A 26,061-nucleotide genomic window follows, 5' to 3' on the forward strand; every position below is an offset into this window, starting at 1 on the left:
GGTTGCAACTTCAGTTGAGAAAGATTATCTTTCTCAACACTGAATAGTTGAGCAAATCACTCGGGTATTCAGTACGACATTGCTCACATTGCTTCCAGTATTTCTTGCCCACTTTTTAGTGGGCTTTTTTTTGCGCCGTTGCCCCTCACCTGGGATACGCATCCGGATCATCAAGTTTAAATATCGCGTTTCCCCTCAGAAAAAACAGTAAACATCATATTTTGGTTTTGGACTGATTTTGATGTTTCTCTCAATCAAGCCCCTTTTACCCCTGCCGATAACCCTTCCAACATTGATGGTATTTCGTTACAGGTTATAAAGGGGTTTACTGTGAAAAATATTAAAATCAGAGTCGGGCTGTTGATCGTTCTGACGACTTTTACGCTTATGCTCATTCTTTCCAGCGGGCTGGGACTCTATTTCCTCCACCGCAGCAATAATGATATTCAGACATTAAGTTATAACGCCGGAGAACAAAAAGCGCTCAACAACGTGCGTAATGCCATATTGCGCGCGCGGGTGATTATTGATTCAGCCTCGCAAGCGAAAACCCACGGCGATGATATTGATGAGCCTGCTATTCAGGCCAGTATCCGCAAAGAGATGCAGACCGCCGCTGAGCAATTCCAGCTGTTTGTGCAAATCCCGGGGCTTTCCACCATTCATCCGGAAGTGGGTGCAAGAATGAAAGACCGTTACGACCAGCAAATAGCCGTCATTGCTCACAACTCCGGCCTGCTGATTAATATTAATGATCCGCAGGAACTGAAACTGGCGCTCGCCAAATATCTCGACACCACCCTGCAGGTGCGTCAGGCCTGGGATGATGAATATCACTCTTATATTGATACCACGCAGCGTAATCTGGATGGCGTCATTAGTTACAGCAACAGTTCTTATCAATTTGCCCTTTACGTGATGATCGCCTTGCTGATTCTTGCCGCCGTGTTGTTCTTTGTTATCAACGCCTGGATGCGGAAAATGTTAATCCTGCCGCTGCAGGAAGTGGCTGAGCATTTTGAATTTATCGGTAAAGGCGATCTGACCGGAGATATTCACGTCGCTAACAATAATGAAATTGGCTTGCTGTTTGCCTCCTTACAAACCATGCAGGCTGAACTGAACTCGACGGTGGTCTCTATCCGTCAGGGCGTTGAGTCCATCAATATTGGCACGCAGGAGATTTCATCCGGCAACAACGATCTTTCTCGTCGTACCGAAGAGCAGGCCGCAGCCGTTGTGGAAACCGCGGCGAGCATGGAACAGATCACCTCCACGGTGAAAATGAATACCGATAATGCCCTTGAGGCGGCACAGATGGTGCAAAACGCCGCCGGAATTGCCAACGAAGGCGAAGAGCAGATGCGCGGCATGATGAAAAAGATGGACGCCATCAGTCAGAGCGCTCAAAAGATGGTTGAGATCATCAGCGTTATCGACAGCATTGCCTTCCAGACCAACATTCTGGCCCTGAACGCCGCGGTAGAAGCGGCGCGTGCAGGCCAGTCCGGGCGCGGTTTTGCCGTGGTCGCAGGCGAAGTCAGAAACCTCGCCCGTCGCTGTACGGACTCTGCAAAAGAGATCACCACGCTCATCAACGAATCGCGCCTGTATATTGAAGAAGGGGCTGAACTGGCCAATAAAACCAGCCAGACCATGCTGGATATCAGCGGAGCCGTCAGTAAGGTCAATGTGATGATGGAAAACATCGCGCTGGCGTCGGAAGAGCAAAGCCGTGGGGTGGAGCAAATTCGTATCGCAATCACCCAGATGGATCACGTCACGCAACAAAACGCCGCGTTAGTGGAAGAAGTGGCCACCACCGCGTCGGGGGTCAACGAGCAGGCAAACTTGCTGTCACACTCTGTGTCGCTTTTCAAAGTGAAAGAGGTTTACTAAGACGGGCTGTCCGGGAGCGGAAGCTCCCGGATCCAGCAAGAGACATCATGATGGATGATACGATGAGCAGAATATTGAAGCTCAGTGATGGTGAATTTCGCCATTGCTGTGCTTAGGCCCTATTCGTCCTGCTTCAATTAAGATTTCCTCAATTAACTCCTCAAGACACTCTCGCCCGTGATGATCGCAGACCAGGTGTACCTGTCGGGAAATCTCGTCAGTATTCATACCATCGCATAATGCCGATTTCAGCATTATCGATGCCCACCGTTTGGCTTCAGAATGAGTCAGCATAACCCCTCCCGATATCGGTTACCTGTTTAAGCGTAGCTAGCCGGGAGTGATTCACCAGGGTTTTTGATCAGTAAAATGCAACACGTTTTTACAGAGGGGTGGATGCAAGTCATTAACAGAGATATCGCCTAAAAACGGGGAGAAAAGAGAGGAATATGGCGATCGTTTTGGGGCAGATTTTACGGTGAATAAAAAAACGGGAGCCCATCGGCTCCCGCTTTCTTTTAACCCAGAATCTGGATTACATGTTCGCGATAATCGCGTCGCCAAACTCTGAGCATTTCAACAGCTTAGCGCCTTCCATCAGACGTTCGAAGTCATAGGTGACGGTTTTCGCGTTGATCGCGCCTTCCATACCTTTAACGATCAGGTCTGCGGCTTCGAACCATTCCATATGACGCAGCAGTATTTATTGGAAGGTTACTTTATTATTTGATAGATAAGGAGATATAAAAAAATATTGAGATTTTAGACGCATTTTTGCCACTCCTATCAGCCCCTGAATTTACTAGATCGATTTTGAGTTTTGATAACCACTTTTTCTCTATTCAGGACGCGAGCCGTATCCATCATTCAAGCTCAATGCTCAGGGTGAAACCCTGTTCAGAAAGCCGAAAATCAAGCGATGCTATTTTCCACTCTCGGTCCTCTACGCTACCGAAACCGCTGGTGGTTATCTTGCCTTCTGCGGTCATCGGCATCATTTCTGGTGTGGCTGGAAGCACCAGGGTCATTCCTGCCAGCTTTTTCTTGCTTTGGGCGCTACAGCCACCAGCAATGATTCTGGCTCCCTCGATGTCCTTCTGTGGGATCGGGTAATGAGTAACCGGCTCACCACTGCCAACCGCCAGCGTTTTTATTCTGCCGCTGTCGGCCATATCACGGTAACTCACAACTACAGTCCCCTTTCCTGATTTGCTGCTATCGGGATGATCACTGTTGTCGTGATAACGCCAGTCGCTGCACATATCTGGCCTGATCGTTGTAATTGGCAGCGGCTTCCCACTAACAGTAGTATCGGACCCGCGAGGTGTGAACACCCAGTAGTCATGCGTGACTTTACTCACCGCGCCATACCGTGCCGCAATGCGGGTCAGCAAGTTCATGTCGCTTTCGCCAACCTGGTCAATGTGCGAGATTTGTTGATTGACCAGTGTAGAATCGACCCTCGCAGTCAGACCATATTCAGAGGCGATCGTAGTCACCAGATCACCAAGAGTAATGCCACTATTGAACGAGCGCGTTTTTTGTGACTGCAATGTGCCGTGGCCACGCTCGTTTGTCTTTGAAAAAGCTTTGGCTGTAATCTCAATGATGCGGGGCTGCGATGAAGAACCACCAGAAGAACGGGAGTCCACAACAAAAGTCCCTTTATTGACCAGAGTATTCCCGAAGCCTAACGCGACTGAAATTTTCACCCCCTTGGCGGGTAACTTCATGTCAGGTGAAACAACGGAGAAAGTGATCTGATCGCTTTGCTTTGAGCCAGCACCATAGTCTTTCAACGTCAGATTGATGAGGTTTTCCCGAACAGAATCCGTAATATCATCACCCTCAACGATGATCGAGATGTTTGGCTGCCAAGGCATGCTGCCAGTGTCTATGTACGTCATATATTAATCCCACAATGAGTTTTCAATTTTTTTCTCTGATGGCTTCACTACTGGAAGCGAGAATGTGACGCCCGCATCAAATACCTCTACTGAGGTCAAATCGTAGTTGTTGACATCGTAAAGCACGGTTTCGAAGGTGTTGTTAACGGCAGCGTAGTGCCGGGCGCATATAATGTCTAAACGCTCGCCATTTTTGGTTGTATATTGCATATTTACTCCAAAAAGGTATTTGTGACATGTTTAAAATATCTGTATTTTCCACGTCATTGCTAATCCTGTTCATGAACTTTGCAAAAGCAGAAGAGATATCTTCGCTACAAATAAGCAGAGATTATGACCGTAACGCAATCGCAGCCGCCGATAAATATGAGAACAACCGTATAGATATTTCTGGAAGCATATATTCTATAGGTACTGACATTCGAAAGACCCCTATTGTTAGTTTGTATGGCAGAGATGATTTTAATTCTGTCAATATGGTTGTATCTAAAGACGACCCATATTTATTACAGATTTCAAAGTACGACTTTGTACACGCTACCTGTATTGTATATGGGTATACATTAGGGGATGTTATTCTGCGCGATTGCAAAATATCTGGATTTGAAAAGCCGCAGAATACCAAGGAGTAAAATTAAAGCGATGGGAGATCGAAAGTCTCCCCTCCGCCACTCGCACCTGACGCTTTCGGGATGCCGCTATTGAAGGCATCGTAAATCCCCTGACCAAACTCTTTGGGATCCTGACCAGGAAGCGTGCTTACTTCAATAGCTACATGGTTCGTCTGCTGCGGCGCCAGAGCCTTCAGCGAAGGCACCTTCACACCGAATGTACTATCGTCGAAAGTCGCGCTATCCGGCACCCTAGCCTGGCTATGTGCATCTTTCCAGTCTTGTTCCGCTCTCTGCCCGATAGAAAGCGCCTCCTGATAACTGAGACCAGCTGTCGATATGCCCCGGCTTTCAGCTTCGTTTTCCAGTGCCCTCTGTCTTGCCTCCTGAATCGTATCCATCTGCGCTGGAGCTCTTTCATCGTTGTCAGGCAAGATCGCACTAATCCAACCAGCAACGGTAGAAACAGCATCCCCAAATTTGACCAGGCCATCGACAACACGTTTCGGGCCACCGCCATTCACCCAATCGGTTATTTCGTTGGTGATTAGCTGTTTGTTATTGTGGATCCACTCCGTCGCCTGCTGTTCCCATGCTTTCAGCTGAGGTTCAAAGGCTTTACCGAGCTCACCGGCAATTCCCTGCAAGGCGGTTTCCGCCGACGTCCAGATGTTGCTGATTGTCTGACTCGATTCGACCGCCGCCCGCGCTTCATCCTCAGAAATATTGTTGAGCTGAGCAGCGTTATCCATCACCTCCCTGTAGGATTTGCCAGTGTTCGCGATGTAGGTCATCAGTTTGTTGGCCTCACCGCCCATCAACTGATCGGCAAGCGATTCGCCCTGCTGCGCGGACATGGATTTGTTCTTGATTGCGACACTGATCGCCTGCATGACCTGATCAAACTGCTGCTGTTTGGTCCCTTTCAGCTGCGTTTTGTTCATGCCGATTTGCGCCAGCATTGGGTTCAGCGTTTTCTCGTTGCCCTGCTCGCCCAGTTTGTTACTCAGCTCTTCAGACAGATCGCCGTAGTTCTCACCGTTCAGGCCCGCCTGCTCCGCGAGGATGCTGCCGGTTTTATAGTTCCGGTAAGACATGCCGTACTGCTTTGCCAGCCGATATTCTTCGGCGGTCTTCCTGTTCATCGCGATAACGGTACCAACCAAACCAGCGCCAGCAGCAATCCCTGTTTTGGCAATTGCTACAGGAGCCCCGATAACCGCTTTCGCCGCAGCGAATGGCAACCCACCAGCCATCGACAGACCAGACTCCAGCATGTTACCCGGTGCCGCTTTGGCTTTGCCCCAGGCTGTTTGCGCGGGTGAGAGGAAGGCATTTTTATACCGCTCGTTCCTGGCCTGCTTGCGCTGCTGTTTATCAGCCAGTTTGGTTTCGCGTTCATGCTGCGCATTCAGGCGAGAAAGAGCGTGTTCCGCGCGCCCGATTCCGGCGGCCACACGCTGATACTCGCTCGCCAGCTCAGAAACATCCTTCCCTGCCCGCACGCCATCGCGGATCTGCTTCTCCAGTGCAGCCTGCTTTTTGACGAGCGTCTCGGTGGCACGCTCCATGTTCTTGATCTGCGATGTGGTGCTGGCTGAACCGGCTTTCATCTGCCGCATCCAGGCGGTCTGCGTTTTTGCAGCCTTTTCTGACTCATCGCTGATATCGTCAATGCCACGCGTCAGCTGCTTCAGCGTGCGAGCCATAGACGGGTCGAGCGACGCCCCGAAATTAATCGAGGCGTTAAACTTCTGGGATTTCGACATTAGGCTTTGCTCTGCTTAATGGCCTGTTTCAGATAGCGCCGCCAGATGCTCACTGGCAGCCCGAGCTGCTCAGTGAAGGAGATGCGACACCAGTATGTGATCCCCGGCTGGTTGTTCAGGAACTGAGGTTCGAGCGCTCCGCCGGTGGCAACAAAAAATCGTTAAACGCCGTGGTGAGCTGCTCATAGTCATACGCCGGAAGCTGGTACAGATCGCCGGGATTAAGACCGCACAGACCAGCAATCATCGTGACCTCCTTTTCCAGGGCTGCGCCCTTGTTCTTCTCAAAGGCCAGCTTGTCGAACACGGTCGGTTCGCGCATCTGAATGGTTTCGACCTCTTGGCCATCCAGTTTGAATGGGCGGGACAGCGTGATCAGGGTGGTATTTGTCGGATAAGTCATAAATGCTCCAGTAGAAAAGAAAATGGCGCCACGTGGGCGCCAGATAAATGGTTTGGGATTGAGTTACATCAGCAGCGCGTCTTTCTCGTCCTGCAGGACGTTCACACCGTTCACACTGCGGATCATATTCGCCGGGTCAATCTCGTAGATTTCTTTGCCGTCGACCGTCAGTTTGTAATAGCTGAGGTTCATGGTGACGGCGTTCCCGACGCCTTCTTTGCTGTCCGTGCCTGCTTCATCCGGCGTAATGGTGCCGATGATGCCTTCCATTTCGTCCACAAAGGTATGCAGCGCGCCGTCTGTGTCGCGGTAGGTGCGGCGAACCTGCACCAGCGTGGAATTGCCGGGAATAAAGCCAAACATCGCCAGCACGTCCGTATCCGCACCCACCTTAAATTCGGTCTGCATCGGCTCCATGCCGGTATCAACTGGCGTGGCCATGTCCATCCAGGTGGTTTTGTAGTTGCCGATCGTCGCAGTGATGGCAGGCGGCGTAAGCGACAGCACTCCAGCCACACGGATGTTGTTGCCGATCCAGAGGCCGGACTTGGAATAAATAAAACCTGTGTTCATGATGATTCCTTATCAGGCCGCCAGATTGAATTCCTGGACGGTGTAGGTGTTGTCGATGGAGTACGTCGCGGTGATTTCTTCTGCCGGAGATTTCGGCCCGATCGCCACGTTGATATACACCTTGCCCGCCGCCAGCGATTCGGCGGTGTTGAGGTCAGGATCCAGCCAGCAGCGCCCGCCATTCAGCACGCCCGCTTTGGTCTGCTGGCGCAGATAGCTGTTAATCGAACCGACAATAGACGTGGCAAAGGCTTTATCAATCGGGCGGTCAACGTAGCTTTTGGTCACCATCAACTGGATGGAATCCTCGATGGCGTCCATCGTGCGGCGCACCGACTCAAAGCGGTACTGCGGATCATCAGTACACAGGCGGTTACCCCAGTGCTTGTATGAGTCGATCATGACGATGGTGCTGACGTTCGCCTGGTTGAGCTGGTTGGCAACGCAGGTTTCATCCCCGATGAGGAAGCTGTCGGTCTGCTCCAGCCCGGAGAAGCCGTACACCTCCTGATTGGATTTCGACCACCAGTAGCCGTAATCGTGGTCAATACGTACACGGTGCCCGGCGGCGGCTGCGGAATACGGGCGGCTGGTCGTTTTTCCGGTCACATCGCTGGTCACCATAATGCGCGGACGCAGAATTTCGACACGAGCGCCGTACATCTGCCCGCGCCGGGCAACGTCTTCCGGGGTCGCCATCGACGGCGAGTCCAGATACGTCACCGCGCGGCAAAGGTTCGCGGTGCTTTCCAGCGCTTTACCCACGCCATCGTCGGTGCTCCACTCCGGGGCAATGAGGATGCGCGGGTTATAGTTGAGCGTGGATTGCCCGAGCTTCAGCTTTTCAATCCCCTGAATAATCGCCGCGCGCTGCAGGTCTTCTGACGGAATATCAGGAACGCGAACCACTACCACCAGCGCACCGATCTGATTGAGAATGTCATACATATCGGCATACAGCGTGCCTGCATAGCCCAGTTTTTTTGCCGCGCTGCGGCTGCCTGAAATCAATGACGGGGTATACAGCGGGAATGGCTCATTCTGTCCGCCGGTAAGCGAGGTTTTTCCAAACGGAAGCATCACGCCCTGGCCGGTTGTGCCGTCCGGCAACGCTGCGGTGATGCTGAGCTCTGACAACTCAGGATCCAGCGCACCAACAGCATCAACCACATCTTCCGCCGTCGCGCTGATTGCCCCGGATTCATCTGTACCCAGGATGATCGTTAACAGGTCATCTTCAAAGAAGGCCACCGTTTCCGCACCACCGGAGGAATCCGCCTCGCCGGACATTGCCATCACCTTCAGCTGATTGCCGTCGGCGCCGACCTGGGTGGCGCTGAAAGTGATCTGGTTATTCAGGAGTGAGCTGCCCGTCGTGAGTGATGCAACAACACCACGCTCCGCCAAGGGTGCCGTCCCTACAATGCCGATCACCGACATATTGACGGTAGCGATCTGCTTGGTTGCGTTGTCCGTCTCTTTCGTTCGAACGCCGTGTAAATCCATAATAGTCTCCGGATAAAAGAAAACCCGCCGAAGCGGGTCTGGGTGGATTACTGTTTGCCGGTGGTTGCCGTACAGGTGCTGTCGCGCTTCAGGGCTTTGTCATTGCTGCACTGGACGTTGCCCTTGCTTTCGTCGTGCCGGACGTACGTGATGATGTTGGAACATGCCGCCATCACGCCGCACATCGTCAGCACCAGGCCGGTTAATACTGCTTTCTTCATTTTTTACTCGCTTTGCAGTCACCACCATCGGTGACGGTTACACTGTTTCCGAGACTTTCCACACTCACCACCGGCGCGCAGACCGTTTCGCGACCGTCGACACGATAGCTGACCATCGTTGCCTGGCACGCGCTGAGCGCCAGCGCCATGGACACCACAATCAGGAGCTTCATAGGCCGTAAATCTCCCGATCCAGCGCCGCCCACGTATCCTTTCCGCAAACGCCATCAACCTGCAGCAGATTTGCCGCCTGGAACAACATGACCGCATTCACAGTATCAGGGCCGGAGATACCGTCAGGGCTCAGCGCCAGCATCAGCTGGAGCTCGCGCACATCGTCGCCGCTGCTGCCGTCTCTCACTACGCTGCGGGCAATGCCGTCACCATGTGCCAGGTGCAGCGCATCCTCCACCTCAATGGCATAGGCCGCGATGGTCTGCGCTTTGTCGGTACCGTTGATGATGCGGCGCGCGTTGACATAGTCGGTCATGGTGTCGGTCAGGTAGTCACTGAGCTTTTTGCCCGTGAACCAACCTTCCGCCATGCCAACAATCGCCACCTGTGCTGCCACCCACGGTGTCATGGCTAAATCAGGCTGAGCCACCAGCGGCACGTCATGCTTCATCGTTCGGAAGTCCACCACTTCGTCCTGCGCTTTCTGGTAGTTGTCCTTCCAGGTGAGCTGGACATAACCGCGCCCGTCGTAGATTTGCCCGGTTTCGGGGTCCGGTTCCCCATACGGACGGCCCACCCCTTTCCCGTATTCCTCGATCGGCTCCATAGTCGCTGCCGTTTCGTGATAGGTGGTAGCGAGGATGTAGGCCAGCCAGCTGACCGGAACGTGGCGGCCCAGCACATTGTTGTAAATGAGATACGCAGCGGTGAATCCGGACAGGCAGTCAGCCTGAACATCACTCATACCACCGTTGAACCACACCGCATTCATGCGGGTCTGAAACGCGCGCAGGGAAAATCCTCGCATACGCGATTTATTATTTCTAAACATGGGAACTCCTAACTTAAGAAAAGTGAAGATTTAGACGTTAGGTGGAATAGGCCAGGAGATATTTGGGGCAGCACTGGTATCAACCCTGTTTACTTCAACCCTGTAATTTTTCCAGGCATTGAGTTGAGCGATTTCATCTTCAGTCGCAATGCCAAGATCTACGGCGTCTTGCAGTGGAGCGATAGCAATCGTAGCGTCGTTCAGGCGCTGCGCCTTTTCCGCATCCGCCTGGCCCACGTAATCGATCGGTGGTGGCACATACTCCGCAATTTTGCCAAATACTCCAGAGTGCGCCGCATCGTAGATAGCTCGCCCGTATTCTTCAACATCGTCTGGAGTGGCGGTAAACGGGATTGTCCCGTACTCATCTGAATCGATCGTAACGTTAATCGCCATATGCCCTGCATCAGCCCAAACGGGGGCGTAAATTTGCTGAAAGCTCATTATGAAATCCTATAGTAAAGAGTGGCACCAACGTCACTTCCTGACTGTGCAGGTTGATTACCGCAACATTTCCATGTACCTGCCATAGTCGAGCCTTGCTGAATGATTGATTTATCGCCCCAGCCTGAAGAACTTTTCTGGGCACCTACACCAGACGCAAAAAGAGAGCTCCCCGCCACAGTACTTCCGTTCGATTCTGCCGCATTGCAGCTTAAAAATGCATAAGTACCCACGCCCCCCCAGCCTGCATCATTAGGGCTTCGTGCGTAGCGAACATCAGACTGTGCGTGCGTGTAATATCGGGCATCAAAGTTGGTCCAATCGACTAGCCCTAGTTTTCCGATAGTTACAGCCCCGGTAGCCAAGTTGACGGCAAAGGGGCGGAGGCTGTTGTAATCTCCATATTGTTCGCCTGAATCGGTGAGCATTAAGTAAAAATTCGTGCCGTCATTGCGCCAAAAAACACCATAATTTCCATACACCGACCGGAAACTGTTGGAACTTGAGCTCGCAACCTCTATGCCTGATGTAATTCTGGTTTTACCACTTACCAATATTGTCCCATCAGCATTTAAATTAATGCTATTCCCACCGAGATAATTAGTAAATGAAGCAGTATCGGAGCCGTTATTCCCGTTACCAATGTACCATTTGTTAGTGTTATCTTGATTACGGGCTAAAAGGTAAAGCGCATTATCCTGAGTGGCATTTCTAATAACCAACGGGCTGGAATTACCAGTTATTGTGCCACCTGATGTGGTGATGACTTTTCTTATAACCTGTCTGGCGATACTACCATCGGTGTTTGTAATTTCGAGCCATTCAACTGTAAGGTCACCTGAATAATCAATAAACAAATTACCCGAGAGGGTTTTAGCATTATCGCCGCTATTTCCGTAATTCAGATGGATGCCAGTTCCGTAGCCTCCGAAATGGGAGGTTCCGCTACCGCCGCCCTGCTTAAACAACATTGAAATAAGACCGTTAATCGTGGCGAGGTTCGCATCGGTTACGGAAAGGGTCTGCCCTAACAAGCCGCCGTCACCCACTTTTAAAAGATGCCCCGCCGTCGGATCGCTCGTTGAATTGGTTATGTCATGGGTAGCGGCTGATTTAAGCCCCAAATTATCGCGCGCAGCCTGCTGCGCTACTGAGCCGAGGTCTTTAATTTCGGAGAACTGTTTATCCTGGCGTAAATAAATGGTGTTGCCCTGCGTTTCAGTCAACCAGGTGCCATCCTGAACAGTCAGCGTAATATCAATGGTATCCGAAACGGCCAGGTCCGCGAAAATTTGAAGTGAGGCCGCATAACCGCTCTCTGGTGCAGGCTTTTCCTGCTCTGCAAAATTACCGACGGCGTAAAGAGAACCATCATCGGCAAAAATACCGATTTCCCGGATGGTGTAACCGCCGCTGCTGGCCGGGATAATACACTCGGCCTCAAGCACTGAAACATCAGCGGGACTGACGGTTAGCGAACTGAGCGCATCGCGGAACGTCTCGTTCACCAGCGCAGTCTGTGCCGTGTCAGGCGTTACCGCTGAACCACCGCCATCACCGACTGCAAAATCAGTCAATTTAACCGGCACACCGCTGGCATGTGCAGCCGCCTCCAGCGCCTTCCCTGCGTCCGTTATCAATAAGTAGTAATCACTCATCACGTCTCGCCTTAATTGTGATTGTTTGCTGCACGATACTCGCGCCACCAAAATAGATATTGCCCGCGACCGACTGCTGTCCGATCTGGATATCGCTCATGTAGCTGCGGGCGTTCTTTGCATCAGCGACTTGCCGCGCGATGAGCTGGAGCTCTTCGGGCGTAACGGAATAGCCATTAACCAGGACACGGAAGGTATAAGCCGCTGCAACAGGGTTATCGTTGAACCACTCGACCACATCGATAGGTCGGCCTACCGCCTCCAGTGCGTGCTTTACCGCACCCACAGTACCGCGAGTTTTATTGACCTTCGGGGCGCTTTTGATAACGCTGCGCTTTTGCGCTTCCGTCCAGTTTTCATCCCAGTAAGTGATCGCGTATTCCCAGGCAAGCCAGGGGAGCAACTCAAGCGGGCAAAGATCGGGATTTTTGACGATACGGATATCGATGGGCAGGTCACTCATGTGGCCCATCACCTGCTCAAGTGCCTGCTCGCCCTGGGTGGCATTAAGAGGCAGGAGTGTCCGGTACATCGCTCCCCCTTTGAATCGTCAGATTGATAGCGGTACAGAAGGAAACCTGCCCGATGCCGATCGGGATAGTTGCCAGCGGCGAATCCAGTTGCACATCATCCACGCCGGGCTGTTTGAGCGCCCGGTAGACGCCTGCCAGCGAAACATCACTCTCAATAACGTGCACCGAGTCCGCATAGCGCTGCATGGCGGTGGCTGCTGCCTGCTCCACCGTATCAGCATCCGGGCCGTCACCGATCAGCAGCGTGGCACTCACCTCATAGGTGATGATTTCAGGTGCCAGCACGCTGACATAATCCGTGAGCGGGCGTGTGTATTCTGCGCTGAGCGCGTCCATTACCATTTGCAGCAACGCATCCGAAGGGGTGCCGTCGCCATCCGTGCTGAGCACATAAACATGAACGTGGCCGGGCTCAATGTCTTCCGACTCCTGGGGGCCGTAGGCTTTCGCATCCAGCACGCTGCCATCGGCTGACAGCGTGAAATACTCATAAGCCTGAATGGACCCGGCGGTGTTGCGCGCATACCAGGACAACCGAATACGACGACGGAACGCATCATCGCTTTCCATAACCGCGTCGGTTGGTGGGATCGTCGTATCGTCCGCTGGCGTGATGACAAGGCGGAAAACATCATAGTTGGCCCCAAGCTGGTCGAGGTCGCTGCCTTTGGCATAGGCCAACAGTACCGCGAGGATCCCGCTGTTAAACCGGGCGATGTTGACCATTTCCCTGTATACCAGAATCTCTAGCAGCTTCATCGCCGGGTCACTTTCCACCAGCGCATTAAAAGTGGGGTCAAGGGACTGAAGTTCTGCGAGACGCTTCGCCTTTTGCTCCCTGAATTTAGGCATCTCAAGTATGCGTGGCGGTGGCAACTGGCTTAAATCAATCGTGTTCATAAGCGAATATTCTCCAGCACGACCGCTCGTTGGTTTTCGGTGTCCGTCGCCCTGATCGTGATAGCGATCTCCCCTTCACCGGCCTTCAACACATTGACGCTGTTGATACTGATACGCGGCTCCCAGCGTGCAATCGCCACCGCCGTCGCCATCACTACGCGGATCGCCGTTACACGATCTGCCGGGTGATCAATCAGCCTGATCAGGTTGCTGCCATACTCAGGCAGCATCACCCTGGTGCCGAGCGGCGTACTCAGAATGTCATCAACGGATTGCCTGATATGGTCTGTCGCCGAGAGCGGCTTCCCGGTTTCCCGGTTCATTCCCTGCATAATTCCCCCATTAAAAAACCCGACTTACTGGTCGGGTTCTTCTTCATCGGTCGGCATAGTTGCCTGCATTTTCTGGTTCGGTGGATCTGTTACCCCGCCGCCGTCGCCATTTTCGTTGTGGTCGTGGAGATTATGCGTATCCCGCATCTGTTGCATGGAGCCGGTCTTATCTTTCACGTCCGTCGCGGTAAGCACGCCGTCTATATCCACGTTACCCTTCACTTTCATGCCGCCCGGCGTCACGATAACAATTGAGCCACCAGCAGGAAGATTCACAGCCATCGCATGAGCCTGTGTGTCATACGCCACCGACGCGCCATCACTGTATGCGGTGACATGCTGACCAGGCTCCGTTGCCGGTGGTGCCCGGTCGCCGGAAAAACCCGCAGGGAACACCAGACCGTTATCCGTCTCACCACCAGGGCTGAACACCATTACCTGCGCACCGACGGCGGGCATGCTCCAGTCGTTCACCTCTGAATCAGAACGGGTCGACCAGTTCAGCCAGTCGCTGATGTGCTCCTGGCCTGAAATCGGATCGGTACCGAACGTCACCCGGCACGACGGCGGGTCAGCCTGCACACTGTGGATATTGCCGTATTTCACCAGCTTCATCAGTCGCTGGTAGATATTAGCGGTATCAAAGTCAGCCATCGTTGTACTCGCTCAGAAAGGCGTTCATGCTGCTGACGGCCTCATTCGCTTCGGCGGTCGTCGGCGGTTCCACACTTTCACCCTGCTCATCAACACCGCTCAGGGAACTGCCAAAAAATTGCAAGGTGACGGTGATCTCCTGATGCCGAAATTCACCTGCACCGCGGAACTCGTCCACCGCCTGCTCCAGTTGCGTCATGACCCAAAAGCCCATCACCCTCCCGTAGCCAGTTACCAGCATCAAAGGCGTTCGGGTGTTAGCCTGGCGCCGCAGCCATTCAACCGGATCATTGTTTGCATCCTGCCAGACACCAACAGAGGTGATCATCGAGGAGAGGCCGGTGGTATCAACAAAATCGTCGTAGAGCTCACAGTCAAAACGGATTGTCGGGGCTTTCTTACCCGTGTATTGCAGACGGTCCTGCCGACCGATACGCCCTTGTGATGCCCAGGTCCAGGCATCGGACAAGCTCAGCTTTTTGAAGGCAAGTGTGGAAAGCTGAAAGATAAAATCGCCCCACATCAGCAGTGGTGGCAACTGATTTTCCAGCGTTTCTGTCTGTTGCCGCAGCTGTGATTCCAGTATTGCCAGCGGGTCAATAATCACATCAACATCTCCGTAATGCTGGCAGGAATGCGCTGTGCATCCACACCGAGGATCTTGCGCGTGCCCATGACAGGGTTGATTTCCAGCAGAGGCTGCACGCCATCCACCGACAGACGGTAGTAGTTCACCGTCATCGACATTTCCTGTCCAACGTTGAACTTGCTATCACTACCGTGCTCATCAGTCCGTATGGTGTCGATAAACCCTTCGAGCTCATCGTGCAAAAACAGGGTGACATCACCCAGACGGTAAACCCGGCGCACAGTAAGGCGCGCACGAAAACCCGGTACCAGCCCCAGAAAAAGAAACGCCGTGGGATCCATGCCCGCTATCTTGTAATGGGCGGTCATGGGCTTAATGCCCCGGTCAACGCCCACTGGCGTCGTCATGGCCCCGGCTTTGTACCAGGCGCGTTCTACGCCGATTTCAGGCGGGGTATAGGCCACGCTGTCAGAGAGTTTGAAGCTATTCAGGAATAGCGAACAACCGCGGTATGTCGCCATTAATCGCCTCCTGATTTCGCCAGCAAGGTGTAATCCTCTTTATGTTCTGGCCCTATATCCGGGAAGACACCGAGCCAGAACTCTTTCAGCCTCGGTAAATCGGGTTCCTCAAAAGGATCCCGCCCGACGGCCAGCAACTGGGTAAACGAGACGCTCCAGATAGCGTGATCTGCACCGCCTTCCGTGTTCTCCCAGGTCATAGGCTCGGCTGATTCCATCACAGCCGGTGAAGTGCCTGTGCCAAACTGCCGCCCTTCGACCCAATCCGACATCTTGAGCGCCGCGTTTCGCACCCGCGTCTCAGTGCTGCCGCGCAGTTCTTCATCCTCACCCTGAGCGGCCACAAAATGCCGCAGGATATAAAAGTGACACGTCAGGGACAGTGTAACGTTGCCACCAAGCTCCCGATCGGCCCGCTCCCAGCGCGCAACATCAAAAAAGATGGCCGGTGTCGGAAAGTCACTACCAATATCCGGATAAACACCCGTTGTTACGGCCCACGGGATTTTCGCGAGTTCAGCAACAACAGCATCCTGATAATCATCAAGCCATTCAACGCCATTCATAGGCTTTCACCTTACACTTTGCCTGCCACTCGCCCGCGCAGATCCTTCGTGAAATAGTCCATCAGTGTTTCGCTGGCGTGACTGAAAAGGTCGCTCTGTACCGCAGATACCATCGGGTTATAAACGGCGATCCGCGCCTCAGTGACGTGCCCGTTATCCTGCCGGATCCAGATGGAACGCTTCCCGCGAACGGTGGCGCCAAAGGAATTAAGGAAGGTAACGGGCGTGAGCTGGGCAGATTTCGGTGTGAACGTGGCACCGCGCGAGCCTTTCGCGGTAATAAACCGCCCTTTCGCATCACGCTGGCGCCGCAACGGTCGTGGGTTTTTGATGCGCCCTTTCAGCGTACTGACAGGCATATCATTCAGACCGAACCACACCTTCCCGGTACCGGGCTGATTACCGGAAACTTTCTTCGTGCTCTGCCGGATACGACGCTGCACGACCTTCCGATTTTTAGCCCCGGTTTCACTGAACATCATCGCGACCGATTCTTTATAAAGTCGGTTGACGGTTTGCCTGAGCGCCTTATGAAACGCTGCAACCATCTGCGATTCATTGGCCCCGAGCGCCGCCTTCACTGAACGCAGCGCAACTGTGTCAATGTAAAATCCGCTCATAATCTGCCACTGGGGAAGTCCATATCGGACTTTTGGTACTTCGAGAGAAACACCCGGGTTACACCGGAGCCATCCGGCTGCAGCGATTTCACATACCAGGTCACATCCACGATAAGCACCGGATCCTTTTTCTCAAGGCCGATGATGTCGCGGTCGTGAGCAGTGAAGGACGGATCAGATCCCTGTATCTGTCCACCGTCAGGGATGCCCGTCAGCAGAAAGGGGTTATCAAACACCCCTTCAATCTTCTGCGAACGGGCATCACCCGGCCACAACTCAACGCAGCCGTCGACATTGAAGGTGGAGATCAGGACGTCATCCGCCGCTGCCATCAGCGCATTGAAGTCGCTCATCAGTAACCCAGGCGCACCGGCGCGTCAGCATCACCCGTTTCGGCATCCGCCCAGGCGGTTCCGGCCACAATGGTGGCTTCGGTCGCCGTCACATTGCCGCTGGCATCGTCAAAATAAAGCGCAGCGCCAGCAGACCAGGTTTCAGCTTCGTCTTTGGGGAGTTGCAGCACGCCGCTCATGTGCAGTACACCGTCTTCACCATTGGCAATATCACCGTGGGCCACGCCAATCAGCGCGCCGACCACAACCGGATCACCGGAAGCCACATCCGCCCCGGTGCCGTTGGTCCAGTCCATGGTATTGCCGTCTTCTACATAATTTTTAGCCATTGCGTTTACTCGCTATGAAAAAGGCACCTCGCTGAGGTGCCTGGGTTTACGTTCAAAAAGGGATCAGGAAGATGCACCCGCAGATTTCAGCATGCCGCGATAATCCATCGGTGCCACACCGGCATCGATGCGCACTTTCATGGTCACGCCGTCGACGGTGAAGCCAGAGGTACTTTCAACGGTTGGTGCCGCATTTCCATCCAGATACGCCACCTCAATGGTGTCCGAACCTTTACGGGCAGCTAAATACCAGTCCTCTTCGCTTGCCTCATCCAGACGCGGCTCGGCAATAATCTCGGCCATATTCAGCACCGGGTTTTTAATGCCGGAGTTGTATTCCATGCCCGGTACCGAAGTGGAGTGCAGGATCTGATCCGCATAGGCCTCCAGCATGGTCGGTACCAGCAGGAAGGCCGGGGAAATGTTCAGCGTGCGATCACCTGATTTCTGGCGCTTCATCTGCGAACGAGCCGCCGCCAGATTGTCGACGTTCAGTTCCCCGGAGATGAAGTTATTACGATCCTCACTGAACAGATCGTCACCGTTAAAGGAAGGGTTGCCGGTCAGGGTCGCGTAAACCAGATCGCCGATGGTCGCTTTCGCCGCTCGGCCCATTGAGGCCGGGATGCGGGTGATGAAGGACATGTCATCGTTGATTATGGCTTGACGGTCAATGCTGAACAGCTCGCCGTAGGTCGCCAGGCGGATCACTGCGCCGGTATCACTGAGCGTCGCGTACTTGTACTCAGCGCCCGGGCGCACCTGACGCAGGCTCGGGAATGCCTCCAGACCGACTCGGTTGCCCGGTTTGAAGTCTGGCAGCTCGCCCGTGCGGGTCCATTTATCGAAGGTTTCCTCCGCATCATCCCAGCCCGCCAGCGCCGCTTTTGTCGCCGTATCCATCAGGATGTGGGAGAAGTCGCTGCTGCTGTGGGTAAACGCCATGCCGACAATTCCCATGCGATCCAGACCGGACACACCGATACTGCGACCGGTCAGGGAGGCGCGGGCCAGCTCCATCAGGCTCATGCCGTTAAACTGGTTGTCGGCCTGACGCTCGCCGAACCCGGCACGCACCATCACCACGTTGCGAACCGAGTCGCCGATGATATTGCCGTTGCCCGCATGGATGTGAACATAGCCATTTGCCCCCGGCGTAGTACCTTCCGCCAGCTTCGCCAGCAGCTTCTGCTGTGCGTCAGCGGCGGTGCAGAACTGATCGGTAACGCAGGAGGCCTGCAGCTCCGTCACGCCAGGATGGTTTGCAAAGGCGGTGAATACTGCGTTCACCGCTGTGCGGCGCTCCGTTTCCTGCGCCTGCATCTGCTGGCGCATCTGGGCCGCCAGTGCGTTGATGTCGATAGGGTCAGCAACAGGCTGTTGTGGCACTGCCGGAGGCTGCTGCTGTGCCACTGGTGGCTGAGCAGGTGGTTGCTGCGGCTGATTGGCGTTAGCATGAGGGGCGAAAAGCTGCCGGGCTGCCTTTGGCATTTTGGTGAACTCCTTCGTTACATTATCGTTAATACATGCCGCCATCTGCATTTCAGGCAGCAGCACATCAGCAAAACCCTTTTCCACCGCTTCCGCGCCGGTCATCCAGGTTTCTTCCTTCATCAGGGATTCGACTTCCTCTCGGGTAAGCCCGGTCTTCTGCGTATAGGCGTCAATCATGACCGCAGAGTTTTTATCGAGGAGGTCGGCGTAATCACGCAGATCGTTCGCGTCGCCCACCAGCCCGCCATACGGGTTGTGGACCATCATGAACGCGTTCGACGGCATGTGAACCGTCGCGCCGGGGAGCATTGCAATCACTGATGCCATCGAGGCTGCCAGCCCGTCGATGAAGATATTGACGGTACCGGTGAGGCGCTTCAGGGTGTTATAGATAGCGAAGCCATCCAGCACGCTGCCGCCGGGCGAGTGAATACGAATCTCCACCTGCGAGGCATTAAAAAGGCCAGCTTCGCTGACCTCTCGTAGAAACCGACTGGCTGAGATGCCCCAGCCGCCAATCTGATCGTACAGATGAATTTCGCCAGGCGCGTTATTGGCTGCCGCCTGGATTTCGTACCAGCGATTATTCATCGCCCTGATTTGACTGCTTGCGGCTGGAACCAGCAGCACCTGCTGTTTGCTCATTGGTTGTCGTTCCTTTGTCGTTAGCCGGATCGGTGTCAAAGACCAGCCCGTGCTCTTGGTTGAATTTGACTTCGCGCTGACGCTGCAGCTTGGTATTACGTGGACTGCCGCCGCGCGCCCTTACCCATTCGGCTTCGGTCGCGGCACCGCCACGGATCTGCGTCTTCCAGGCTTCGCCTTCTTTCACCGGGTCGATCCACGGCATAACCGGGGCCATATACGTCGCGTTGTAAAGCGTGGCCACATCCAGATCGGCAGGAATATCAACGCCGCTCAGCAGATACATGCGCAGCCATTCACGGTACATCGGGCGGACGGTTCGGGAAACAAACCAGTCCTGCAGCACGGCGTAACCTTCAAAGCTCTCCACCAATTCCTGACGCTGCGAGGAATAGGTGCCGTTGTAATCACGGGAGATTGAAGAGTAACCAGTGCGCGTACCGGCGGCGGCGGCCCGCAGCTGCCCGTTGCGAAACTCCGCCATATTGGAGTTGGGGCGGTTGGATTCCAGCATTTCCAGCTCTTCGCCGGGTGCCAGATCGTCGTAAATCATGCCCGCCGACATATCGAAGCTGCGGTACTTGTCCGCCGGACTCTCCCAATCGCTGCCGTCTTCGTAAACCGACCCGTCACCGCGCTTGATCCAAAAGCCGAGCATCGCCGCAATACGCGCTGCAACGCGCTCTGAATCTTCGTAGTCTTTCAAATCGGCCAGGCGCTGAATGACGTTGGCGAAGATGGTGATGCCGCGCAGCTGGTGCAGACGCTTGCGCATCGCCAGATGCAGCATGCTTTCTTTGCCGATCACTTTGGTCCGGGTGGTACCCAGCCCGCTCTGAGGATGTGCCAGATAAACGTTGTAGGAAAGCGGGCGGCCCCAGGCGTTAATGTTGATACCCTGGATGGTCGTCAGGCCATCGGTCACACCGGACAGATTCAGCGGCACAAAGTCGGCCTCGAGCATTTCAAAGGCAAACTGCACAGGGGTGGTGTACTCGATGCCCTTCACCGGACCGCGCACCAGCTGCGTGAACACCTCACCATCGCGCAGCGCACTGCGCAGCATCAGACGCTGGGCTTCCGCCAGGCTGAACATGCCGGTGACTTCCGGTGACTGTGCCCACTGTTCCCAGGCAGCAGACAGCTGCGCAGCGAAAGCTTCGTGGACTTCCCCCTGTAAATTAAGCGGATGCGGTTCAATCTGGATCCCGCGCGCGCCCACCACCCGTTCCTCCAGTTTATCGAGCATGCCCGATGCCAGGTCGTGGTTTTCGTCCAGCCAGCGCGCCTGCTCGCGCAGGGAAGCACCTGCGGCAAACACCGCCGTATTGGCGCTGTGCCGCTCGCGTCGGGCGGCATGTGTTCGTGACGGGCGCGCCGCTTCATAGGCTTTAATCTGATCCTGAGCCGCCATTCGCCGGAGCGCCCGCTGCGGGGCAATGACGCCGAGAATTTTTGTATACAGTCCCATCAGCGCCCCGTGAAGTTAACCAGTGAATAGGGTTGGCCCTTACCTTTCGAACGGGCCTTCCGGTATCGCCTGTCCCAGTAATCAAACTGCTCTTTAAGCTGGGCAATATCCTGCCGGGTCAGATTGCGCCCGTTCATACTGAGGCTCTTACCGTCCAGCGCATCGAGATAGGCTTTTTCAGCCCGGTCTCGCATGCGTTTTATTTCCGTGATGCGCATAGCGTCCTCAGATTTTTTTGACCTTTCGCGCAGGCTTTGGTGGAGGCTTTGTCGGTGCCGTTGGCTTTGCCTCAGCAGCGCTGCGTGTCGGTTTATTGGTTTCCGGAATGGTGGCGGCCACCGCCTTACTCAGGGTCTGCGGTCTGGCCCAGACTGGCGGGTTACTCCAGTCTTTGATTCGCTCATAGCCGCGCAGGATCGCCAGCGCGTGGCAATAGCACATCAGGTCGAGCGCTTCGTTCGCACCCTTGCCGGGCTTTTTCCACTTGCCATCCGGCCCGCGCTCCTCGTAGGTGAGCTCGTCGTAGAACCACTCGCCCAGCCAGTCGGGGAAATGAATGAAGTTAGGCCCAGGCTCCTCTCGCCGAAGCGCATTGTGGATCCTGTCTTTCAGTTGGTCGGTCTGGAGGAAATACAGTGGAACATCACCGCGCGAACCCGCCTTGCGATCTGAGCGATTGGTGTTGTCGGGATAGGTACGTGTGACCAGCTTTTTGCGGGCGGTGCTGTCCCCCTTGAACAGATACACACGCTTGCCCAGCCCATCTTTGCGACACTGCCGCCAGAATTTATAGGCGTTATCCGTCACCCCATCTTCGCCGCCGCTATCGACCGCCATACACATCACTGGCATGGTGCGGGAAGGATCGCCCGTCAGCCGGTACTCTTTGTTGAGCACATCGGTGATCAGCAGCTCCCAGTCCTCGATGTAGCCGCCGGGGTCGACCGGCAACGCCTCTCCCTCAGCGTTACAGCGCAGGGAGAACCGGATATTGTAACGGTCAATCACCCAGCGCTCGCCGTGCTGGCCGTAACCAATGATCTGCACGACAAAGCGGCGTTTTTTGCCAGCCTGTACGTCCACAGAAGCCACGAGGAAGCGCACCTTAGGAGGAACGAAACGCTTCTCTAACACTTCAGCGCGAGCCATCAGCTCTTCACCACGACGCTGATCCATAGCAGAACGCGGCAGGTACGGCTGGCCCCAGTCGGTGTTGATCACTGTCTTGAGGGTTTCCTCACTGCCTGTGGTGTCGTAGTCCTGCTCCGCTGTCAGCAGCTTATAGACCATCTGCGAGAGCGTCTGGTATGCCGCAGCCGGACCTTCCATCCAGAAGGACGCTATGCGCGAACGGCGCGGCTCGCCCCCCCGGGTGCCGTCTTTGCTGATTGTCTCTCCATCCCGAAGCCATACGCCACGGCTGTTCAGCTCGCGCTTCTGCGCACTTACAATCCGCCCGGCGCAATGTGGACACTCAACATAGGCCGCTTCGCTCGCCAGCACAGGATCCTCAATATCGCGGTAGCCCGCGACAGCATCACCAATCGGCTGGAAATATTCACCACAATGCGGGCACGGCCAGTACCAGCGGCGGCGATCGCCACGGTTATAGAGCGACATACCACCTGTGCAGGGTGGCGCTTCATGCAAAGAACGGCGGCGCCATTTGACGTCCGTAATATCACGCCCGGGTGAAGTCTCCACCAGCGTCATACCGGCTGACATAAAGGTGGTGGTACGCTTTGACGCCAGTGAGAAGGCATCACCTTCCCCGTCAATATCTTCATCAAAGCGATCGTAGTCGGTCAGCGCCACACATTTGTAGTCTGACGACGACATGATGTTGACTGATGGCCAGCCGAGTTTCAGATAGTTACCGGCGAGGAATGTCCGATCGTAGACGTTGTTGTCGTTGCGGTTTGGACTCAGGCGTTTTGCCACTTCTTCGCTGACACGAAACGTCCTCGCCAGGCGCTTTTTGGAGTGCTCGCGCGCTTTCTCTTCTGACACCTGGATAACCAGCATATCCGACGGGTCGCAGACAATGTTGTAGACCACCCAGCCATCAATCAGGCCAATGGTTTTACCTGTTCGGGCCGGACCGATAAACACCACCGCATCGTACTCACGCGAAGCCAGGCAGTTCATCGGCTCAATCACATACGGGGCCACAAGAGGATCCCACGGCACCGAGTTACCAGCCCCCATAGGGACACGCATAAATCGCTTAACGGCATCAGCCACCAGCATCCGGCGCGGCGCGCGGATAATTTCCGAGATATTTTTTCTCGCCCCCTTCGCCGTTGCCTGATTAAGCATTATTCCTCCTGCGGCTCTTCCTCCCCTTCTTCATCTGAATCTGCATCAAAAACACGCTGGGCCATCTGATCCCGCAGGTCATCAATGACGGACTGCACGCGGGCAACTGCCGCAGGCTGAAGTCCGCAGTCTCGCTCCAGAATATCCGGGAGCGTCTCCAGCACCTGGACGACCGCTTTCGCAATAGAGGAAAACTCGCGTGACACGTCACTCGACGGGATCAGTTGCGAAGTTTCCTGCTCAAACTTGAGCCGCTCTCGCTCAGACTGGAACCAGGCCTTGCGGTCCTGCGGTTGCAGTTTGTCGATATCAATCTGTGACGGGTCGGCGGTGCAGGTAAGTAAAACGGTCAGAATATCGAGAACCGAATAGAGCTTTAATTTCGGGTTGCTGCCGGGTGCCAGCGGCACGTTGCTCAGCCGCGCCGCCACGGTCTGACGATGCAGATCCGTCATCGCGGCGATCTGATTTATGTTGAGGCGAAAATTCCGGAGTTCATTATCCATGATGGTGAACACAAAATAGACAAACCATCATCATTGAAAAAACTGACCTTATAAAAATCAATCAATTACATACATGATGATGATGTCGATAAAATGCGAAAAACTAGCCTTTCCCCGCGAGTTAGCGCCCCCGTGGAGCTGCCACCCCGCCGGGAGTACCTTTGAAAAATCACGCTGAGGCAGCGGGCTGGCCCCGATGCAGGCGCCATGCCTGCCGCCGCTCGCGCCGAAGCGCGTTGTTCCATGGTCGCTCGACCGAGAGGCCGTCCTGATGGTCGACCAGCGACCAGCAGGGGTAGACGACCACGCCGCCCCAGGCATCACCGACCGCGTAATCAGCGGGCTTATGGCTCTCCCAGCGCTTTAGCACGTTACCGACATGTGCCTGTGGCACGCTGTAACACACACCATGGATAAGGCGCGGGAGCGTGATGTAGTCACTGTGAGTTTTGTCCGACTCAATCAGCTTCTCAGCGATTTTCGGCTGGTACTGCGGTGGCCTTCCGGTACCGAGGTAGAAACTAACAAGCGCATCAGGAAAGCGCTCAAGCCACGATCCAACAAGCGTTTCGAAACCATCAACGGGAAGCGCATCATCCTCCAGCACCACCACGCGCCCGTCCTGCTCAACAGCCCATTCCATCGCCATACGGTGGCCCCAGTTAGCTCCGCGACTGGCATAATCCATTATCAGATGAGCATCCAGACGTGATGCCAGCCAGACAGCCTGATCACGACGACGTGGATGCCCGAGCACAACAAACTTTACTTGTGGCGCCACCATGCCAACTCCTTTCCGATACCGTTGGATTTAAACACCGTATGCACCTGTGGCCCGGTCTGGACACGCTCACCAAACATCTTCGCCACAATGCCAAATGCCATCATGTCGCCGACAGCGTGACCGCCCTTCTCCATCTTCCAGAATCGCCAGCTCTCGATGCGGTAATACAGCCGGACAATGCCATGAGCAAATGCCATCACATCAGCACGACTCCCACCGAGCAGCCCGGCGTTAAGCATCACTTCCTGGCTGTGCTGGTCAATGAAGCCATCGTAAAGTGCTTCCGGGTGGGATTTGCGCGCCCAGGGATCGGAATACAACGTCGGCTCTGAACCGACATAAATACACCCCTGCTCCATGCCCTGCCATGGCTGGCGGAGCATTTCAACATCGGTGCCGTCGGTACACCAGACGTGTGTGTATTCGGGATGATCGCGCAGAAAGTGATAGATATGCAGCCAGCGCCGGAAGTAAGGGTTCATGTCCACATCATCGACGGCCACCAGACGCGCGCCGGATGGTGCAGCTTTCAGATCGTCAGCCAGCACAACCGCATCAGCACCTTTTACCGAACTTGCCCAGGTGGACAACATCGACGCATCGGCTTTCATACGCACACCGCGCTGCGGGTCTGGTCGGCTGGTCAGCAGTGTTGTCAGGACAAGATTTTTACAGGGCCGGTAATCAACAAACCCGGTGTAGCCCGAATCACGGCGCCCACTGTAAATGCCTGCATTACGTCTCACCAGCTGCGCACGATCAGATTGTGGCACCGACCGTTCCACAGCTTCATGTTCATCGAGGGAATAAATAAGACGCTCTGAACCAACCACGTCGGCAAAAGCCCACGTCGTCAGCCCGGCATTGTGGATCCGTAACGCCAGATCACCATGCTCGTACATGCCGCGCCCATACACCGGGTCGAAGCCGCCGACTCTCTCAATCGCGCTGCGGTGGTAATACAGCATGACACCACGCTGCCCGGTGTAAGCAATATGCTGCTCATCCCGGTGCAGTACGGTCATGTCTTTAAGCTTTTTCGGGCCAGCAAGGTCGAGAAACTGATAAGCAAGATGCGGCTCAGGCGATTCAACGTAAGGCATGTGCCAGCCATCGGCAACAGGCCAGGCATCGTCGTCCCACAAGAACAGATGCTCGCAACCGGCATCCATCAGTGCCAGCAGGCTGGCGTTTTTGGCGGCCACAATACCCAGCGACTGGTCGTGACGAACCAGCTGCACACCATCAGGCACCACAGCAGCAGGCTTTGAACCATCATCGATAACAACCACCAGCGCACCGGCGGGCAAGTGTTTCAGATGCTGATCGAGCGTACTTTTTAACACTTTCGCCCTGTTATGGGTTGAGACAGCAATGCCGATCCTGCCTGATGAACCACGCGCTGGCGCATACTGAATACCATCAATAGTGACCTGCATTCGAGTCGC

General features: G+C 54.6%; 30 protein-coding genes and 1 pseudogene. 2 read left to right on the forward strand and 29 right to left on the reverse strand.

The window, feature by feature from the left end; translation table 11 throughout:
* Positions 1–330: 330 nt before the first annotated feature.
* On the forward strand, positions 331–1,899 hold the full coding sequence (locus OVA10_RS15545) for a methyl-accepting chemotaxis protein (protein ID WP_233446104.1): 1,569 nt from the start codon (positions 331–333) through the stop codon (positions 1,897–1,899).
* A 535-nt stretch (positions 1,900–2,434) separates the two neighbouring features.
* Here OVA10_RS15545 and OVA10_RS15550 read toward each other — a convergent pair.
* From OVA10_RS15550 to OVA10_RS15560, 3 genes and pseudogenes are all read right to left on the reverse strand, one after another.
* Positions 2,435–2,602: pseudogene (locus OVA10_RS15550) on the reverse strand (NADP-dependent isocitrate dehydrogenase); the annotation flags it as partial.
* Positions 2,603–2,762: 160 nt separating this feature from the next.
* Positions 2,763–3,806 (reverse strand): phage late control D family protein, encoded by a 1,044-nt coding sequence (locus tag OVA10_RS15555; RefSeq protein ID WP_268196274.1) that lies wholly within the window; start codon positions 3,804–3,806, stop codon positions 2,763–2,765.
* A 3-nt stretch (positions 3,807–3,809) separates the two neighbouring features.
* A complete protein-coding gene (locus tag OVA10_RS15560; RefSeq protein ID WP_268196275.1) occupies positions 3,810–4,016 on the reverse strand; it encodes a tail protein X in 207 nt (68 codons plus the stop codon).
* A 26-nt stretch (positions 4,017–4,042) separates the two neighbouring features.
* Here OVA10_RS15560 and OVA10_RS15565 point away from each other — a divergent pair, with 26 nt between their 5' ends.
* Positions 4,043–4,438, forward strand: coding sequence for an OB-fold protein (locus tag OVA10_RS15565; RefSeq protein WP_268196276.1), 396 nt, complete (start codon positions 4,043–4,045; stop codon positions 4,436–4,438).
* A gap of 2 nt (positions 4,439–4,440) precedes the next feature.
* Here OVA10_RS15565 and OVA10_RS15570 read toward each other — a convergent pair whose 3' ends face one another.
* From OVA10_RS15570 to OVA10_RS15695, 26 genes are all read right to left on the reverse strand, one after another.
* Positions 4,441–6,186 (reverse strand): hypothetical protein, encoded by a 1,746-nt coding sequence (locus tag OVA10_RS15570; RefSeq protein WP_268196277.1) that lies wholly within the window; start codon positions 6,184–6,186, stop codon positions 4,441–4,443.
* A gap of 115 nt (positions 6,187–6,301) precedes the next feature.
* Positions 6,302–6,589: a phage tail assembly protein gene (locus OVA10_RS15575; RefSeq protein ID WP_268196278.1), complete on the reverse strand. Its 288-nt coding sequence runs from the start codon at positions 6,587–6,589 to the stop codon at positions 6,302–6,304.
* Positions 6,590–6,652: 63 nt separating this feature from the next.
* Positions 6,653–7,162 carry a phage major tail tube protein gene (locus OVA10_RS15580; protein ID WP_268196279.1) on the reverse strand — a complete coding sequence of 170 codons (510 nt, stop codon included), beginning with the start codon at positions 7,160–7,162 and terminating at the stop codon, positions 6,653–6,655.
* Positions 7,163–7,174: 12 nt separating this feature from the next.
* Entirely contained in the window at positions 7,175–8,668 is a 1,494-nt protein-coding gene (locus OVA10_RS15585; RefSeq protein ID WP_268196280.1) for a phage tail sheath family protein, read from the reverse strand.
* Positions 8,669–8,715: 47 nt separating this feature from the next.
* Entirely contained in the window at positions 8,716–8,889 is a 174-nt protein-coding gene (locus tag OVA10_RS15590; protein WP_202712818.1) for a hypothetical protein, read from the reverse strand.
* The gene (locus tag OVA10_RS15595) at positions 8,886–9,062 is read right to left on the reverse strand and encodes a hypothetical protein (protein WP_268196282.1); all 177 of its coding nucleotides are present in this window, start codon (positions 9,060–9,062) and stop codon (positions 8,886–8,888) included. The genes OVA10_RS15590 and OVA10_RS15595 overlap by 4 nt, the downstream gene beginning before the upstream one ends.
* On the reverse strand, positions 9,059–9,895 hold the full coding sequence (locus tag OVA10_RS15600) for a peptidoglycan-binding protein (RefSeq protein ID WP_268196284.1): 837 nt from the start codon (positions 9,893–9,895) through the stop codon (positions 9,059–9,061). The genes OVA10_RS15595 and OVA10_RS15600 overlap by 4 nt, the downstream gene beginning before the upstream one ends.
* A 30-nt stretch (positions 9,896–9,925) precedes the next feature.
* Positions 9,926–10,339, reverse strand: a complete 414-nt coding sequence (locus OVA10_RS15605; protein ID WP_202712815.1) for a tail fiber assembly protein — start codon at positions 10,337–10,339, stop codon at positions 9,926–9,928.
* Positions 10,339–11,997 carry a phage tail-collar fiber domain-containing protein gene (locus OVA10_RS15610; RefSeq protein WP_268196286.1) on the reverse strand — a complete coding sequence of 553 codons (1,659 nt, stop codon included), beginning with the start codon at positions 11,995–11,997 and terminating at the stop codon, positions 10,339–10,341. Before OVA10_RS15610 ends, OVA10_RS15605 begins: the two co-directional genes overlap by 1 nt.
* On the reverse strand, positions 11,990–12,529 hold the full coding sequence (locus OVA10_RS15615; protein WP_268196287.1) for a phage tail protein I: 540 nt from the start codon (positions 12,527–12,529) through the stop codon (positions 11,990–11,992). Before OVA10_RS15615 ends, OVA10_RS15610 begins: the two co-directional genes overlap by 8 nt.
* Positions 12,504–13,382, reverse strand: a complete 879-nt coding sequence (locus tag OVA10_RS15620; RefSeq protein ID WP_268196288.1) for a baseplate assembly protein — start codon at positions 13,380–13,382, stop codon at positions 12,504–12,506. Before OVA10_RS15620 ends, OVA10_RS15615 begins: the two co-directional genes overlap by 26 nt.
* Before the next feature lie 44 nt (positions 13,383–13,426).
* On the reverse strand, positions 13,427–13,762 hold the full coding sequence (locus OVA10_RS15625) for a GPW/gp25 family protein (RefSeq protein WP_268196289.1): 336 nt from the start codon (positions 13,760–13,762) through the stop codon (positions 13,427–13,429).
* A 24-nt stretch (positions 13,763–13,786) separates the two neighbouring features.
* Complete coding sequence (locus tag OVA10_RS15630) at positions 13,787–14,416, reverse strand: phage baseplate assembly protein V (RefSeq protein ID WP_268196290.1); 630 nt, start codon at positions 14,414–14,416, stop codon at positions 13,787–13,789.
* Positions 14,409–15,023 carry a phage tail protein gene (locus OVA10_RS15635; protein ID WP_268196291.1) on the reverse strand — a complete coding sequence of 205 codons (615 nt, stop codon included), beginning with the start codon at positions 15,021–15,023 and terminating at the stop codon, positions 14,409–14,411. The genes OVA10_RS15630 and OVA10_RS15635 overlap by 8 nt, the downstream gene beginning before the upstream one ends.
* Complete coding sequence (locus OVA10_RS15640) at positions 15,020–15,526, reverse strand: phage major tail tube protein (RefSeq protein ID WP_268196292.1); 507 nt, start codon at positions 15,524–15,526, stop codon at positions 15,020–15,022. The genes OVA10_RS15635 and OVA10_RS15640 overlap by 4 nt, the downstream gene beginning before the upstream one ends.
* Complete coding sequence (locus tag OVA10_RS15645) at positions 15,526–16,092, reverse strand: hypothetical protein (protein WP_268196293.1); 567 nt, start codon at positions 16,090–16,092, stop codon at positions 15,526–15,528. The genes OVA10_RS15640 and OVA10_RS15645 overlap by 1 nt, the downstream gene beginning before the upstream one ends.
* 11 nt (positions 16,093–16,103) lie before the next feature.
* Positions 16,104–16,712, reverse strand: coding sequence for a hypothetical protein (locus OVA10_RS15650; RefSeq protein WP_268196294.1), 609 nt, complete (start codon positions 16,710–16,712; stop codon positions 16,104–16,106).
* Complete coding sequence (locus OVA10_RS15655) at positions 16,709–17,065, reverse strand: head-tail joining protein (RefSeq protein ID WP_268196295.1); 357 nt, start codon at positions 17,063–17,065, stop codon at positions 16,709–16,711. The genes OVA10_RS15650 and OVA10_RS15655 overlap by 4 nt, the downstream gene beginning before the upstream one ends.
* Positions 17,065–17,394, reverse strand: coding sequence for a DUF2190 family protein (locus OVA10_RS15660; protein ID WP_268196296.1), 330 nt, complete (start codon positions 17,392–17,394; stop codon positions 17,065–17,067). The genes OVA10_RS15655 and OVA10_RS15660 overlap by 1 nt, the downstream gene beginning before the upstream one ends.
* 63 nt (positions 17,395–17,457) lie before the next feature.
* The gene (locus tag OVA10_RS15665; RefSeq protein ID WP_268196297.1) at positions 17,458–19,533 is read right to left on the reverse strand and encodes a ClpP-like prohead protease/major capsid protein fusion protein; all 2,076 of its coding nucleotides are present in this window, start codon (positions 19,531–19,533) and stop codon (positions 17,458–17,460) included.
* The gene (locus OVA10_RS15670) at positions 19,472–21,004 is read right to left on the reverse strand and encodes a phage portal protein (protein WP_268196298.1); all 1,533 of its coding nucleotides are present in this window, start codon (positions 21,002–21,004) and stop codon (positions 19,472–19,474) included. Before OVA10_RS15670 ends, OVA10_RS15665 begins: the two co-directional genes overlap by 62 nt.
* Positions 21,004–21,222 (reverse strand): hypothetical protein, encoded by a 219-nt coding sequence (locus OVA10_RS15675; RefSeq protein WP_268196299.1) that lies wholly within the window; start codon positions 21,220–21,222, stop codon positions 21,004–21,006. Before OVA10_RS15675 ends, OVA10_RS15670 begins: the two co-directional genes overlap by 1 nt.
* Before the next feature lie 7 nt (positions 21,223–21,229).
* Complete coding sequence (locus tag OVA10_RS15680) at positions 21,230–23,323, reverse strand: phage terminase large subunit family protein (RefSeq protein ID WP_268196300.1); 2,094 nt, start codon at positions 23,321–23,323, stop codon at positions 21,230–21,232.
* A complete protein-coding gene (locus OVA10_RS15685; RefSeq protein WP_268196301.1) occupies positions 23,323–23,829 on the reverse strand; it encodes a DUF1441 family protein in 507 nt (168 codons plus the stop codon). The genes OVA10_RS15680 and OVA10_RS15685 overlap by 1 nt, the downstream gene beginning before the upstream one ends.
* 169 nt (positions 23,830–23,998) lie before the next feature.
* Positions 23,999–24,613, reverse strand: a complete 615-nt coding sequence (locus tag OVA10_RS15690) for a hypothetical protein (protein WP_268196302.1) — start codon at positions 24,611–24,613, stop codon at positions 23,999–24,001.
* Complete coding sequence (locus OVA10_RS15695) at positions 24,595–26,052, reverse strand: glycosyltransferase family 2 protein (protein WP_268196303.1); 1,458 nt, start codon at positions 26,050–26,052, stop codon at positions 24,595–24,597. The genes OVA10_RS15690 and OVA10_RS15695 overlap by 19 nt, the downstream gene beginning before the upstream one ends.
* Positions 26,053–26,061 lie beyond the last annotated feature (9 nt).

Source organism: Lelliottia sp. SL45 (assembly GCF_026672535.1).
Classification (GTDB): domain Bacteria; phylum Pseudomonadota; class Gammaproteobacteria; order Enterobacterales; family Enterobacteriaceae; genus Enterobacter; species Enterobacter nimipressuralis.